General features: G+C 56.0%; 14 protein-coding genes. 6 read left to right on the top strand and 8 right to left on the bottom strand.

The window, feature by feature from the left end:
- Positions 1 to 161: 161 nt before the first annotated feature.
- From tadA to P0119_18650, 7 genes are all read right to left on the bottom strand, one after another.
- Positions 162 to 656, bottom strand: coding sequence for a tRNA adenosine(34) deaminase TadA (gene tadA / locus P0119_18680; GenBank protein MDF0668073.1), 495 nt, complete (start codon positions 654 to 656; stop codon positions 162 to 164).
- 167 nt (positions 657 to 823) lie between these two features.
- On the bottom strand, positions 824 to 1,462 hold the full coding sequence (locus P0119_18675; GenBank protein MDF0668072.1) for a hypothetical protein: 639 nt from the start codon (positions 1,460 to 1,462) through the stop codon (positions 824 to 826).
- Positions 1,459 to 2,064 (bottom strand): sigma-70 family RNA polymerase sigma factor, encoded by a 606-nt coding sequence (locus P0119_18670; GenBank protein ID MDF0668071.1) that lies wholly within the window; start codon positions 2,062 to 2,064, stop codon positions 1,459 to 1,461. The genes P0119_18675 and P0119_18670 overlap by 4 nt, the downstream gene beginning before the upstream one ends.
- 128 nt (positions 2,065 to 2,192) lie before the next feature.
- Complete coding sequence (locus P0119_18665; GenBank protein ID MDF0668070.1) at positions 2,193 to 3,392, bottom strand: nucleotidyltransferase family protein; 1,200 nt, start codon at positions 3,390 to 3,392, stop codon at positions 2,193 to 2,195.
- On the bottom strand, positions 3,386 to 4,387 hold the full coding sequence (locus P0119_18660) for a hypothetical protein (GenBank protein MDF0668069.1): 1,002 nt from the start codon (positions 4,385 to 4,387) through the stop codon (positions 3,386 to 3,388). Before P0119_18660 ends, P0119_18665 begins: the two co-directional genes overlap by 7 nt.
- Positions 4,384 to 5,529, bottom strand: coding sequence for a 50S ribosomal protein L11 methyltransferase (locus P0119_18655; GenBank protein MDF0668068.1), 1,146 nt, complete (start codon positions 5,527 to 5,529; stop codon positions 4,384 to 4,386). The genes P0119_18660 and P0119_18655 overlap by 4 nt, the downstream gene beginning before the upstream one ends.
- Positions 5,530 to 5,596: 67 nt before the next feature.
- Positions 5,597 to 5,767 (bottom strand): lasso RiPP family leader peptide-containing protein, encoded by a 171-nt coding sequence (locus tag P0119_18650; protein MDF0668067.1) that lies wholly within the window; start codon positions 5,765 to 5,767, stop codon positions 5,597 to 5,599.
- Between the two features lie 350 nt (positions 5,768 to 6,117).
- Between P0119_18650 and P0119_18645 the strand changes: the two genes are divergently transcribed.
- Complete coding sequence (locus P0119_18645) at positions 6,118 to 6,816, top strand: hypothetical protein (GenBank protein MDF0668066.1); 699 nt, start codon at positions 6,118 to 6,120, stop codon at positions 6,814 to 6,816.
- A 279-nt stretch (positions 6,817 to 7,095) separates the two neighbouring features.
- Entirely contained in the window at positions 7,096 to 7,743 is a 648-nt protein-coding gene (locus P0119_18640) for a septal ring lytic transglycosylase RlpA family protein (protein MDF0668065.1), read from the top strand.
- A gap of 226 nt (positions 7,744 to 7,969) precedes the next feature.
- Here P0119_18640 and P0119_18635 read toward each other — a convergent pair whose 3' ends face one another.
- Positions 7,970 to 10,435, bottom strand: coding sequence for a glycogen debranching N-terminal domain-containing protein (locus P0119_18635; GenBank protein MDF0668064.1), 2,466 nt, complete (start codon positions 10,433 to 10,435; stop codon positions 7,970 to 7,972).
- 399 nt (positions 10,436 to 10,834) lie between these two features.
- Between P0119_18635 and P0119_18630 the strand changes: the two genes are divergently transcribed.
- From P0119_18630 to P0119_18615, 4 genes are all read left to right on the top strand, one after another.
- Positions 10,835 to 11,815, top strand: a complete 981-nt coding sequence (locus P0119_18630; protein ID MDF0668063.1) for a methyltransferase — start codon at positions 10,835 to 10,837, stop codon at positions 11,813 to 11,815.
- 86 nt (positions 11,816 to 11,901) lie between these two features.
- On the top strand, positions 11,902 to 12,615 hold the full coding sequence (locus P0119_18625; GenBank protein ID MDF0668062.1) for a DUF420 domain-containing protein: 714 nt from the start codon (positions 11,902 to 11,904) through the stop codon (positions 12,613 to 12,615).
- Positions 12,616 to 12,624: 9 nt separating this feature from the next.
- Positions 12,625 to 13,116: a PCP reductase family protein gene (locus P0119_18620; GenBank protein ID MDF0668061.1), complete on the top strand. Its 492-nt coding sequence runs from the start codon at positions 12,625 to 12,627 to the stop codon at positions 13,114 to 13,116.
- A gap of 106 nt (positions 13,117 to 13,222) precedes the next feature.
- A complete protein-coding gene (locus P0119_18615) occupies positions 13,223 to 14,290 on the top strand; it encodes a hypothetical protein (protein MDF0668060.1) in 1,068 nt (355 codons plus the stop codon).
- The last annotated feature ends 1 nt before the right edge of the window (position 14,291 follow it).

Genomic DNA, 14,291 nt, shown 5'->3' with positions numbered 1-14,291 from the left:
TATGCAGGAAGACAGCAGGCATGACCACCGAACTAGAGGTATGGTCGGAGCGAGTATAGCCAGATTGATCCGTCCAAAGCAAAATTCATGATCCCACAAACAGACGGGGGAGGGCGCATGTTCTTCCGGTGCCGAAAATGCCTGCCGGTTTGGTTTCGGTGCTAGGCGGTCGACTTTGGGGGAGCGCTCTCCGAAAAAGCACTTCTTTGAGCTCGAAAGAACTTCTGTAGGAGCTCGCGGCTCTCCTGTTCGAGCAGGCCTCCCAACACTTGCACTCGGTGATTGAGTCGGCGCTCGGCTGGAATGTCAAAGATCGATCCGCAAGCTCCGGCTTTGGGATCCCAAGCCCCGAACACAAGCCGCGCGATGCGGGCCTGCATTATTGCTCCAGCGCACATCGGGCAGGGTTCGAGCGTGACGTACAATGTTGTGTCAGTGAGGCGCCATGTCTGCAGCCGTTCAGCCGCTTTCCGGATCACGATCATTTCCGCATGCGCTGTCGGGTCCTGCGAAATTTCCCGGTAGTTGTGACCGGCCGCGATCACTTCCTGGTTGTGCACGAGGACTGCGCCGATCGGGACTTCCCCGATCGGCGCTGCAAGCTTCGCCTGCTGAAGCGCCAGCTCCATGTAGTGGGAATCGTGTGCTTGTTGCATCGAGTGTGCGGTCGAGGAGTCCTTGCTGATCGCTGCACATACTAGCATGAGAACTGGAGAGAGTGACAGAAGAGGGGAAGCAGCGTGAGAGCGGATTGGTTTTCAAGGCGGAGGAGCAGCAGAGTAGGAGAAAGAGGGGTCGATGGTTTAACCTATGGAGTTTGCACTCATCGGCCTCTTCTCTGAGCCAGCATTACTTTCAGTTCTTCTAACTCGGCTTCCCGCTGAATCAACTGGTCTTTCACCTCTGCGAGTTCGGCCATGCGGCGCTGAAGTTCTTCCCGGATCTGCGTGAGTATTTCTTCGCGTTCGCTGAGCTGCTGTTGGAGAGTTGCCAGCTTAGAGCCAGTTTCTACCGCTTGAGACTGTAGTTGAGCCACCTTCTCCATGTCTTCGGTCACTTGGGTGGAGGCGTTCCATCCAAAAAACGACAGCATGATCAGGACCACGAGGATGACCATTCCCAACGCCCAGCCGAATGGTGTGGCAGGTGGAGATGACGGCGGGAAGAGGTGATTCATCCATTCGCCCGGCTCAAGACTTGGCTTGGACCGTGATGGGGTTTCTGACTCAGTGGCGGGGGACGACACACGGGACGACAGAATCCTATTCTTTAAGGTTCGGGGAGGAGTCGTGATGACGAGCCCGAACGGCAACGTCACTGCTACCGACTGATACGCTTTCAGCCTCGTGCGGCAAGGGATACATCCTGCGAGCAGATGGGCCTCCAGGGCCTGCCGCTCAACCCGTTCAAGCGCTCCGATCGCGTAGAGCGGAACAGCGGCTTCCAACTCGTGATGTGTCATACCGCTTCCGCTTCTTCCCAAGATGCTTGCAATGATTCAAGCAGTTGCGACATGCCGAGGGCGATGCAAGTCTTCACCGCTTCCACCGGCTGATTCAAATGCGCCGCGATCTCCGCATCGGGAAAGCCCTTATAGTAAGCCAGCTCAATCACCTGCTGTTGGACCTGCGGCAAGCTCACCCACGCCGCTCGGACCAGATTTCGCAACTCTTGGTCGGCCGGTGAATCAAAAGTATCGGAACTTGGGTCGGCAACTTGGCTCCGCTGGGCGTCATCCATGGACGGGGCCATCTGGCGGAGGGTACGAGGGCCGCGTGCCCGCAATCGGTCGATCGCCCGGTTGCGGGTCAGCGTGATGAGCCAGGCGATGGGAGTGCCTCGACCGACATCGTAACGAACGACCTTTCTCCAGACATTGAGGTAGATCTCTTGAAGAACGTCGGCTGCTTCTTCACGGTTGTCGAGAATACGCAGTGCCAGGCTGAAGAGCACAGTACTGGATTGATCGTAGAGCTGGTTAAAGGCGTGGACTTCGCCTTTGGCGACTCGAGCCACTAGTTTAGGGTCAATGGCCGAGGCGACGAGCTGAGAGGATGTCTCCATAGAATGTTGCTGGTGGTGATCGAGGTGGTGATCCGTGAACCGGTCATCACTATAGCACTCTCCCTGCACTCGACGAAGAATTCGCGCAAAAGGATGCGCGGGATTATCGCCTGCTCAGAACATGAAATCTATCGGCGGAGGGATGAGCTCGGTCCTGTGGCGACGATGGTGCCGATCCATGCGACGGCACAGCGAAGGCCTTCAGCCCCTATATGGAAGAATCTAGCGAGGTAGGATCCGATGAGACCTATGCGAGTGGAGGCTCCATATCGCCGCGTCATGAATTGGGCAGAGGGAAAGAGGAGGGCGGAGAGGTAGTGGAATTGTTGGTGAAGGCTTTCAAGAGAACAGAGAAGTACAAGCTCTTCTCGTCCGCTGAGAGACGACCGAGCGAGGATCTGATTGCAGCCCATCAACGACAAAGGCGAAGAAGCACCGTGCACGTTGGTGGCGAGCTGTCTCGTCACTGCTTCAGGTACGGGCGAATGAAAAGTTTCCGTCACGATCGTGAGGACGTCATAGACTGCCTGAGTCTGCTCCATGAGCCGCGCCTGATGCATGAGGGTGTTCCAGTCGAGCGTTGAGCTCTGCCGCTGGATCACGCTATGCAACTCATAAAACCACAGGAGCGGAGCCTGCCGCCCTTTATGATGGAGGTGAAGGCAGAGATGGAGCAGAAGATCTTCATTGCTAAGGGCCCAGGTATTGCCCCCTGCCCATTGCTGTCTCCTGACCCGTGTCCACACCGGTTCCATGGCGGCAACGCCGATAAACGGTGGGTAAGCCAGAGTCCAATGAGGTTCCACCAGGAAACCATGATTTGGATGAACGAATTCCAGTGAATAGGAGAAGGTCTCTAGAAAGCCAGGCCGATGTTCGTGGTTCGTATAGCCAAGGTGCTGGAGGATGTCCTTGAGCGCAGTGAGATCCTCGCGATGAACGAGGAAGTCCAGATCATCCATCTGGCGGGTCGAGCCATTACCATACAAGTGTTCGGCCAACACCGGTCCACGAATTGGAACACAGGCAATGCCCTGCTGTTCACACGTAGCCAGGATGTCTCGGAGTTGTTTTACCAAGAGCAAATGCCAGGCTGTGTGCAGAGCCACCTGTTGCTTGAGAACATTCAGTAACCGGAGAGGGATTTCATGTCGGTGGGTGGGATGGCTGAGCCAACAAAGGAGGAGAGGGGCCATTCGTTGCGTGATGGCTTCTTCAACGACGGTCTCCCAAGCATCGTGTGGGACGAGGGCAGGTTGGTTTGTTTCAGACCAGGTATCCGTCAAAAGGGCCGTCAGAAAAGAATGTACGAACGGCAAGGTCAACATGCTGTTCTCAGATCGTGGAGAATGCCCGCCCGCACGTGGGGCAGAGCTTCGAATGAGTCCGGAATGATCAAGCGACGAACAGGGACCCGAGCGACGAGATGATGAAGAAAGTCGAATTCGCGGGCCAACATGGATCGGTCTTCAATATCCAGTTTGAACGCCAGCGAGAGGAGCGTCATGAGAGCCTCCCGCTGAGCAAGAGTCGGCCGCTCAAGGGCGATGGCTGAGGCAGCCTGTGGCGGGCTGCTGGTTTCGATCACGTAGATCCCGGCTAACGAAATGGCGGGAGGGCATATGGATGTGGCGGAGGCCGCAGCGGTGAAACGCTGTTTCGGAGTATAGTGCGCCACCGGCGCAGAAGCTCCCGTTGTGCCGTAGAGCGCGGCGATTGCATCATCCCAAAGTCTGAGCCCAGGGTAGGTGGGGATCGTAACGATGTCTTCGCCGTATCTTTCGAGGACGACACAATCATCGGCTAATACGGAATATCCCGCGGAGAGAAAACTCGCCGCCAAGGTGGATTTCCCGCTTCCGGTCGGACCGAGGAACGCACAGGTACCATAGGGTGTGGCGACCGCGGCTCCATGCAACACCTCCTTCCCTCGATAGTTCAGCACGAGGGGGAGCACTTGGTCCAGGAACAAATGGTTCACGGTGTGAGCAGGTGTGTGCCGATGCGGGATGCAGCGGATGGAACTGTCCGATGGAGAAAACACGAAACCGGCCAGATCGGGAAAGTGCAAGAGATAGCCTGCGGCGATCTTGGCACAGCGCAACCAGGGTGTGCCGTCTGCGAGCGACACGGTCAAGTACCAGGATGTGGGCGTAGGAATGTGTTCATCAGATGAGCAAAACACGATGTGTAGGTCAGCCGGTTCTGAGGCAGCTGGAGTCGCGGATTGCACCAGTTCATGCAGCGGCGAACTACAATTCAGAATATGGCCGTACGCGCGATACCGCACGCAGGAGTTCCGCAGAAGCGCCTCAACGGTCATGTGGAGTACCTGGTGACCACTTCGGCAACAAACGTGGCTGCGCTGGGTAGCGAAGCGAACAGGTTAGGGTGGCGACGGAGCACTTCCTGCTCGATCTGCGCTAATGGTCGCTGTCCGTCGCAGAGCGTCAGCACAGTGAGACGTGCGGCGCCCCGTGGACTGAGGGTCGGGACGAAGGCTGGGTGAGTACGCTGCAAGTCTTCCCGTGAGATGAGCATGCCTTTGAGCGTACTATGAGTAAAGCGCATAGGTTCTGGTGCCGATGCTTTATTCTTATGGATTTCAATCGTCCACGTGACCGCACTTTGAACGGGAAGAATGTGCATGGTAACGGTCATTGAATCTCCAGTTTGGACAGGAATCGGCCGGTCGATCGGAAAGAAGACGTTGCGCCGATCGATGCGGTGTTCGCTCAGTGGTGAATTGGTTATGGTGACAGAGGGAGACAGGTGAGCCACGAACCAACAGCCCAGGCCGTGCAGGGTCCCGGGTTTGCTGATCGAGAGCCTGCATTGGAACTGAAGTGGTTGGGAACCACCGACACTGGGGTCTATTGAGAGCGGTTCCACCGATTGCCCCAAGAGCTGTTCAGGCATCAATTTGACCGGATAGCCCGTGTTGGCGGCGATGGAACAAGCCGGGCTGACATCAAATCCCATGTGAGACTGGTTCCAGAATTCGACTTGCTGCCACAGGGCTTCATGTTCTACGGGAGCGAGACAGAACGTGATGCGCCCGGGAATCATTGCGCCGTTCGGCTTGAGAAACCGACGGCGGGCGTCACTGAAATAGTCAAAGAGGCCGGCTTCAAATCCAAAATGCCCAATTTGGTCGGCGAGGATCACGTCGGCCGGCTCAGGCAAATCGACATGGGTCGAAAGCTCTTTAATGAAACGAATCCGGTCTGTCAATCCGTTGGCGTGACAGATCTCACGAGCCAATTCGATGAGGCTGGTCTCCTCGATCGAATAGACACGCTTGGCCCCAGCTTCGCAGGCTAAGAGGCCCAGAATTCCGGTTCCACATCCAAGATCAACGACAACCGATCCCGGTACAACCAATTCTCGAATCGCCTGACGAAATGCTGCGAGGCGTATATGGTCCTGAAGATAATGGCGATGCTCATCGACAACAAGTGACAAAGGAGAAGCCTTCGAGTATCAAAGAGTTGGATATGACGAATAGAAAGTGGCTTCTGTCAGCCCCCGGCTAAAGGCACATCCCCATCCCCATGAACATTCCCGGCATGCCATCCGGAAACATTCCGCTCGGGCTGCCTTGAGTCAATTTAGCAACGTCGCCATATTCTACAAGGGTTGGAGGGCTGTAGAGTTTTTTAGGAGAGGGAGTTTTCTGATCGACGCTGGCTTCTTGTTCCATGGAGCATCCCTCCCATTGTCGCCGCGATTGTACAGAACTCCTAGGGAGGTCGCTAGGAGAAATATGCTCTGGCGGGACCCTTGTTTGAGATTGACAGGAGGTTGTAATATTTCATATACATACTCGGTCTCCATCACGTCATGATCATGTCTTCGACAAGAGGATGTTCGACAGTGCTTTTTTGGTGTGATGCAAGAGAGAGAAACGGGTAAGTCAGGGACTAGGATGTTGGTCAATCACAAGGAGGCAGTCCAATGAAGAGTGCGTTAACAATTATGTTTGGTGTAGCAGCCGTCGCGTTGGTCGCGGCGCCTCTCACCTCGTACGCGGGTGGAACGATCACTGGAAAGGTGACGTATGCCGGTAAGGCGGAGCAAAAAGAGTTTCTCTTTTCAAAGTTCCCGAATCCCAAGTTCTGCCCTAAGAACCCCAACAAGAGCTTGATGGATGGGGACAAGCGGTTTCTGAAACAGATCGAAGTCGGGAAAGACGGTGGTTTGAAGGGCGCGGTGGTTGCCGTGACCGACGTTGAAGACAAGGCGTTTATGGACGGCTATGGCGGCACGGAAGTCACGGCCGCGTTCTGCGAATTTTTGCCGTTCAGCGGCATCGTCGTCAACACCCGTCCGTTCAAGGTGGAGAACACGGATGCTGACCCGGATGATCCTAAGTCTGTTCAGGGTGTGCTCCATAACCCCCATAGCTTCACCGTAAAGGGCACCACTTCAGCAACCGGTTTCAACATCGGGCTTGCCAAGAAAGGCGACAAGCTTGATAAGCCGGTGACCTTCCGTGGCGGTGCAGAGAAGGAAGGGTACTTCCGGTTACAGTGCGACCAGCATGAGTTCATGCAGTCGTTCTTCCTGCCTGTGTCGAACCCGTATTTTGCCGTGGTGAAGGACGATGGTTCCTTTGAGATCAAGGATGTCCCGGCCGGCAAACACAAAGTCATCGCCTGGCATCCATTTGCCGGGAAGGCTAAGAAGATAGAGTTTGAGGTCGAAGTGGCCGATGGCGGCACCGCCAACCTCAAGGCTGAAATCAAGTAAGGCAAGACTCGTTCTCGTATGTACAGTTGAAGGGCAGCGGAGCACCCGCTGCCCTTCGTGTTTGAGCCAGCCCATTTTCATCCTTAATTCATCACCTTGCCTCTTTAGAACAGCCGACGATAACTGGTCCCTCGAGGGAGGAGGGCCATGAAGTTCCGTTCTTCAACCTTAGGGAGTGTTTGTGACCACCTCCGGCCGAATAGGTTCGCCCTGCCACTGCTCCTACTTCCCATCATTCTGACTCTCGCGTCCTGTTCGGTGATTGAGGCGTCCTTCTCAGTGATTACGACGACTTTCTCGGCTCTCAAGACTAGCTATCGTGTCGTCAAAAAGACGGTTAAAGGCACGATCTGGGTGGTGAGCGGTACCTATGAATTGACGAAAGAGACCACCAAACTTGTCTATCATATCGGGGAGTTTACCTTTGAGGTTGTGCGTGCTCCATTGGACTATCCATTGATACGAGACGACATCCAGACCATCGATGGGCTGCCGGTCAAGGAGGCGATCAGGCTTGGGCGGGTGAAGGCTGCTCCGTACACCGTCAAGGGTCAGCAGTATGTGCCGATGACCATCGTCAACGCACAGACCTACGAAGAGACGGGCTGGGCCTCATGGTATGGGGAGGAAACAAGGCGCCAGCCAGGAGGGCACATGACGGCCAACGGTGAGCTGTTCAACCCCAACGCTTTGACGGCGGCTCATAAGTATTTGCCGCTTCCGATTCACGTGCAGGTGACGAATCTCGAAAATGGAAAGTCGGTCATCGTCAGAGTGAATGACCGCGGCCCCTTCCCCAGTCGGCACAACCCTGATTCTGGGAAGCGGATCATCGACCTCAGCCGGAGAGCAGCCGAACAACTTGGATTTGTCGAACAGGGAGTTGCCAAGGTCCATGTTGAAACTATCCAGCTGGAAGAAGCTTGAACGGAAATCTGATCTCGTCGCGTGGGAAATTCGAAGAAGGGTCAGGCTGAGGAAGATCCGGAAAACAGACCCGGTGATGAGGCATCAAGTTCCCGCTGCTCGAACTCCTCCGGACTCCGATCGCTCAACGCCTCTTTTGCGCGGTACAAGGTGAAGTACGGACCCCGTATCTTCAGTACCAACTTTCCGACTTTGGCCCAAGCCTCCGCCTGGCGTTGGCGCGTTTTCAGCCTTGCTCCACGACCACATCCAGCGCACCGTCGACCTTAAGCACATGGACGTGCACTGTGCCATCCCGGGTCCGTTCGTATCGAAGGTCTACCTGCGCCGGCCCCACCTCCATCCCTTGAATGTGCAGTTCATCAACGGGGTTGGGTAACGTCGGACGAACGATTCGGAGCCGACGATCGAACGCTTCGGGAACCAATCCCAAGACCGCCTCAAGGAGGTAGGGGACGGCTCCTGCCGCCCAGGCCTGCGGCGGATTGGCGGCGGCATACGGGACCGGCACCTCGTACTCGCTGCGGCTGAACCCTGCGAACAGCTCGGGTAGCCGATAGGATTTGAAATGCATGGCTGCTTCCAATAGCCCGTCGAACACCCGGCAGGCTGCCTGATCGTAGCCGTAACGCCTGAATCCCATCGCGATCAAAGAATTGTCGTGCGGCCACACGCTGCCGATGTGATAGCCCAGCGGGTTGTAGGCCTGCTCCCTCTCCGAGAGTGTACGGATCCCCCAGCCGCTGAACATTTCGTCGGACATGAGCCGATCCACCGTGCGCTTTGCCTTGTTCTCCTCCACGATCCCGCTCCAGAGGGCTTGTCCCGGGTTCGATGAGATCACGGCTGCGGGCCGCCCGTCTCCTTGCAAAGCCATGGCGTAAAATCCGCGCTCCGCTATCCAAAAGTCCCTGTTGAACCGAGCACGGAGATCAGAGGCTTCTCGTCGAAGCCGGGCAGCGCGTGTCACGTCGCGGGCACGCTCGTATAATTGCGCAACCGCAAGCTTGGCCCGGTAGACATAGCCTTGCACCTCAACAAGCGCGATGGGCGGAGCGGCGAGGCTGTCGTCCGTATTAACGATGGCCTCGCCGGAATCCTTCCATCCCTGATTATCCAGCGGTTTCCATCCCTGATTAGCTGACGACTGTTCCGACCGGCACATGTATGCGAGATAGCCGTGACCGTATCGATGCGCGGTGGTCTCAAGCCATACGAGCGCCCGGTCAACGGAGTCTTGCAACTCGTGAAACAGGTCTAGGCTGCCGGTCCAGGCGGCATGGCGCCCAATCAGAATGAGAAACAGCGGCGTCGCATCGATCGATCCGTAGTAAGGGGTCTGTGGAATGAGGCCGAGACGGGCCATCTCTCCCATGCGTAGTTCGTGGAGGATCTTGCCCGGCTCTTCGTCTCGCCATGAATTTTCCTGCCGGCCCTGATACTTCGCCAGCAGACGCAACGTCTGCTCGGCCACGCTCGGATCGTAGGCGAGCGTCTGCAACGCAGCGATGAGACTATCCCTTCCGAACAAGGTCGCGAACCAGGGCGTGCCGGCGGCAAAGAACGTGAGGTGGTCGATCTGGCTCCGCAGCAGTCCAAGATTGACGAATGAGCGCGCGATGACTTTGTTCAACACCAGATTGTCGCTGATGATCCGTGGGAGCGTGCTGGACCAGACCGCCGAGGCCTGGGGAACCTCGGAGTCCGGCTTTTCCGGAAGCGATGGCCGCCGCACGCTCGCTTGCGCATCATGTGGATCTCGAGACTCCGCCAAGAGGAGTGACACACGCAAGTCCGTACTTTCCTTCGGCTCAAGCATGATCGGAATGTGCGCGGTCTGGGCGCCTGTCACTTCCACGGATGGCGAAAACTGGATGCCCAGGCTTCGGTAGAACCCATCTTTGCCTTCATACAAAAAACCCAGCACGCCGTTCCGCCACGTAGGTGGGTGTAGAACTCCCAATGTCCGCGACAACGCATCGCGCACGTCATAGACATCCTCGAAAGCAGCCCGAAAGGAGAATGAGAGCAGAAATTCCGCTCGTCGTCGCCCGAAATTCTTGATGAGGAACCGGTCATGTAGGGCTGGTCGCGCGTCATCGACGACACGCTGCCACGCAATTCCAATCGCATCCTGGCAGAGGACCTCGCCGTCGGATGTCCTGACTCGCGGATTCGTCAACTCGAACTTTGCAAGAACAGGGCACGCAGCCGCACTGCTCAGGGCGACCGGAAGCTTGCCGGCCAACCGAACGACGTATCCACTGAGGAACCGGCAATCATGATAATACAAGCCGAACCCATGTCCACCGGTCAGTGGCACCATGCCGTCCGCGTCCGCGACAAAGCACACGTTGCCGTTCTTGATGACCACGGCGTTGGCCAAGCTACTCCCGACACGAGGATCACCGAGATCCGACGACCGGCGTTCCCGATCATCAGACGGCTGGAAGGGTGAAGTTTCGCCTGGAGCTGTGGAGGGGACGGTGATTGAGAGCGGGACGGCGATCAGCGAAGAAAAGCGAAGAAACTGCCGGCGTGAGATCGCAGACACCCCTCTTCGCGTTTGAGCGGACATCTTCGAGGAACTTCGACCAATCCACGACGGATCAGGATCTTTCGCTCTGATGTGGAAGTCGCTGTCATTCGGATCGAAACTCCTTCGGTCAGGGCTGTCAGCTTTTCGTGCCATGCCCCTTCCTGATTGTTCATGCGCCGGTCAGCGCTAGGTCAACTCAGAAACACGTGTACAGACCTTACGGTGTGTTATGTATGAAACATACGTGCGCTCGACGAAGTTGTCCACTGGTAAAGTCCCTATGGTCGAGAGAGTTCTCTCCACGGGCTTCCAGACCAAGGAGAATGCGCTACCCGTATTTCAGCTTCATGAGAAGAATCGTCCCGGCCAAGGTCAGGCTCTTCTCGTGGAACTGTATCGCCTGGACATCGGCCGAAGATCAAGGCGGCGCTAATTATTGGGCCACCTTCTTGGTCACCGACAGTCACCGATAGAGAGTTCAGCGCCTTGTCTTTTACTTTCCGATCTAGGTAAGATCCTGAGATTCAGAGCTCTATGCTCGAGGGGGTTGGTGTGTCAAGAGAACTCTCACTCGCGGAAGTGTTCCAGCTTGGCTACTATTGGGAGACCAAAATCCTTTTGACGGCCGTGAAGCTGGACCTGTTTTCCACCATAGACGACAAACCGAGAACAGCCAAGGATGTCGCGAGTCGACTTCAGGCTGATGAACCGACCCTCTGTCTCTTGTTGAACGCCCTCGTTGCGATGAAGTTATTGTCAAAGGAGGGCGACTTGTATGGCAACTCTTCGACGGCACTGAAGCACCTCGTCCGGCATTCGGACCAGTACGTCGGTCATCTGCTCCTCTTGCACGATGCGGAGTGGAATAATTGGGGGCAATTGGAAGATACGATTCGAACGGGGCGACGGGCAGTCGATCGGCACGTCTTCGAGACCGATCCGGAATTGGGAAGCAACGTGTTGGCCGTGCTCAATCGCATTGGACAGCAAAGCGGACCCGATCTTGCTAAACGGCTGAATCTCGTGGGGAACGAACGGCTGTTGGATCTGGGCGGTGGCGCAGGAACCAACGCCATCGCCTTTTGTCAGGTGTACTCTGAATTGCGTGCAACTGTTTTTGATCTGCCGGTTACATTGAAGGTAACGGAAAAAACAGTCAAGGAAGCAGGCTTAGAATCACGAATCACGCTGCATCCTGGTGATTTCAATAGAGATCAATTCGGGGGACCGTACGATGTGGTCCTGATGTCGGATATTCTTCACTATCAAACGTTCCAGATGAATCAGGATCTGGTCAAGAAGGCCTTCGCATCACTGGCGCCAGAGGGGCGGTTGATCATTAAGGATCGATTTCTGGACCAAACCGGCACCGGTCCGGCTTGGACGACGGCATTTGCAGTCCATATACTCGTGAACACGCAGAGCGGCGGTTGCTACAGAATAAGCGATGCGGTTCAATGGCTGACCAAGGCGGGATTTGGCTCTGTCGTGGAATTAGAAAAGACGGCCGTGGTCCAAGGTGTAAAGACGTAAGCCGTGAAGTGTGAAGTGCGGCTCGCAAAGCGCGGACCGAATTGCGAGGTACGCTTCGCGAGATACGAGCGACGAAGGATGTAGCGATGGATTGGTTACGAGAGCCAGGGTTCTTTGGGACTCATGCCACGACCGGAGCGGACTTAAGCCAGTTGATGGCCACACTCTTTACCAGCCTCTTCATCCTGGGATGGTTCCAAGCCCGCAAGCGAAACGCCGATGCGCATCATTGGTTGATGTTTGGGGGAATGATTTCGATGCTCAGCTTCTTCATCGCGTACTATCTCTTCCGACAGCTCGGCGTACTGGCCGTCGAGGGAAAAGAAGGATTTGGCGGTTCCCAATCGCTCTATGATTACGTGTTTATTCCGGTGCTCACGCTCCACATCATTCTGGTCATCATCGGCCTGATCATGGCGGTGTACATGATTGTATTGGGCTTTCGCTCCCAACAGTTTCTTTCCGGAGCGCGGTCTCTCCGGGAAGCACGGCTGCTCACGACCTGGAAGAAGATCGGGCTCATCTTCAGCGGAATTGCCGTAGTGGTGCTCGGGTTATTTTTCTCGCGTGTGGCGACCGCCGGTTTTTCAATGCGCAAGTTGGAAGTGTACCTGGCATTTCTCATGGTGGTCGCATTTGTGTTCGCGATTGAAATGACCATTCAACGGATTTGGCCCAATGGCGCCCGGCGGCATCGCGCGCTCGGTCGGTTCACGATGGTCATTTACTGTGTCTTGTTTGTCACGGGGAGTTTTACCTACACCATGCTCTATATTCTTTATCCAGGGAAGATTGGGTAGCCTATTAAGATGCTGACCTGCGGCTGTGGTCGATGGATGCATGCGGAAGGGATTGAAGAACGTGCCGGCGAAACCGGTGCGTCTCAATGGTTCATCCGGTCGGAATGCAAGGGCTGTGGCCTGAAAATCGGCATCGACGTGCCGGAGGGACAGACGCAGGGACTTGTCGATCGATTGATGTGGACTGATGAGGCATTGCACCGGCTGGATCGCATGCCGCCCTATATCGCAACGCTTGTTGAGAAAGATGTGGAGCAAGATGTTCGTCAGCGCGGTTCATCGGTGGTCACATACGATGCGTTGTTGCGTCCAACAATCGGAGAGCGAATTGAATGGGACCTTGAGACGGAGCGGCGGTTGGAACGAGTGCCGGCTCCGGTTCGCGCCATGGCTCGGATCGAACTTGAGCGAACCGCGGCGGATCGAGGAATGTCGCAGATTACCGTGTCTCTGATGGAAGAAGTGAAGGCGAAGTATTTTGGGATGGGTTCTTCCAAATAGCAATGAAGGCTGAGGACTGAAAACTGAGTGCTGAGAAGGGACAATGAATGAAACCGGCCATTCCCTCGGCTGAGTCCGTCGTCCTCTTGCCTCAGTCTTGAACATCATGTTGCATCGGATGGCCTTGCGGGTGCTTCCGAGTTTAAGTTTGGCGGTCACGGAAGCGGCCGTGCGCAAACAGAAACGGATCGTGATGTTGGTCCCGGGACTGATCGCGTTCGGGGTGTATCGCCTCGTCAAGCATCTCGTTCCAATCGCAGATCCTCTTGTACTGTTGACGGTCAGCGGTCTGGTGGCAACGGTCACCTCGGTCCTGGCCTATCGAGCCGGCCGGTCTGCCCCGTGGTCCGTCATTATCCACCAAGATGGAGTGCGTCTCATCAGCTGGCTTGCCGGCTGGATCGGTGCCATCTATGGCATTCAGCTCTCTCTGTTGGTGCTAACCCTGCTGTGGATCATGCATTACGATTATCTCCAACATCCTGATGGGCCTGCCATGATGGCGATCATCATTTCATGCACGGCGGTCGCGCGCGATGCGTTTGAGATCGGACATGTACGTAAGCTCTCCCTGTTGGGACGGCCATTTCTCACGTTCCCTGATGGCGAGCAACTTCGTGCCTTGGTGCAGCGTAGGGCCGGGCAATTGGGACCTTGGGTTGTGGTTGGTCTTGGTATGGGGGCGATTGCATCGTTGTCGGGGATTGCCATCGCCGATGTTCAAGGAGCCGCGTTGGCTCAATTGTTGAGTGTGACGGTCCTCGGCGGTGGCCTCGCTCTCTGCGCCTATTTCGGCGGGCTCTACCCATCTACATCGTGGACTCGCACTCTCCGTCAGACCGCACCGGGAGAATTGCTGAAGTATTGGTGGTGGCCTGGGATGGCCTTTGCTTCGACCTATTACCTCGTGGCGATGGGACTGTTGTTATTTGTCGCGAAGCAGCCGACGATTACGCGGGTCTCAGCCGCCGTGATGGGTGCGTTGGTGACGGCGGTGATGGGCTTGTATGGGTATTATCTGGGCGATCGTCGCCATGTGGAGGATGATCATGCTCCGCAACTATCGAGTGGAATGTTGCGTTGTCCGTTTGTGATGGGAATTCTTGGAAAACCGGTCAGTGCCGACGGTGCGGCTGAGGAGTTGGCAATCGGCAAGGCTGGAATGAAGGGGTAGG

This window comes from Nitrospira sp. (genome assembly GCA_029194665.1).
Classification (GTDB): Bacteria; Nitrospirota; Nitrospiria; order Nitrospirales; family Nitrospiraceae; genus Nitrospira_D.
The sequence above is the reverse complement of the archived record's forward strand: the minus strand, read 5'-3'. Positions and strand labels throughout refer to the sequence as shown.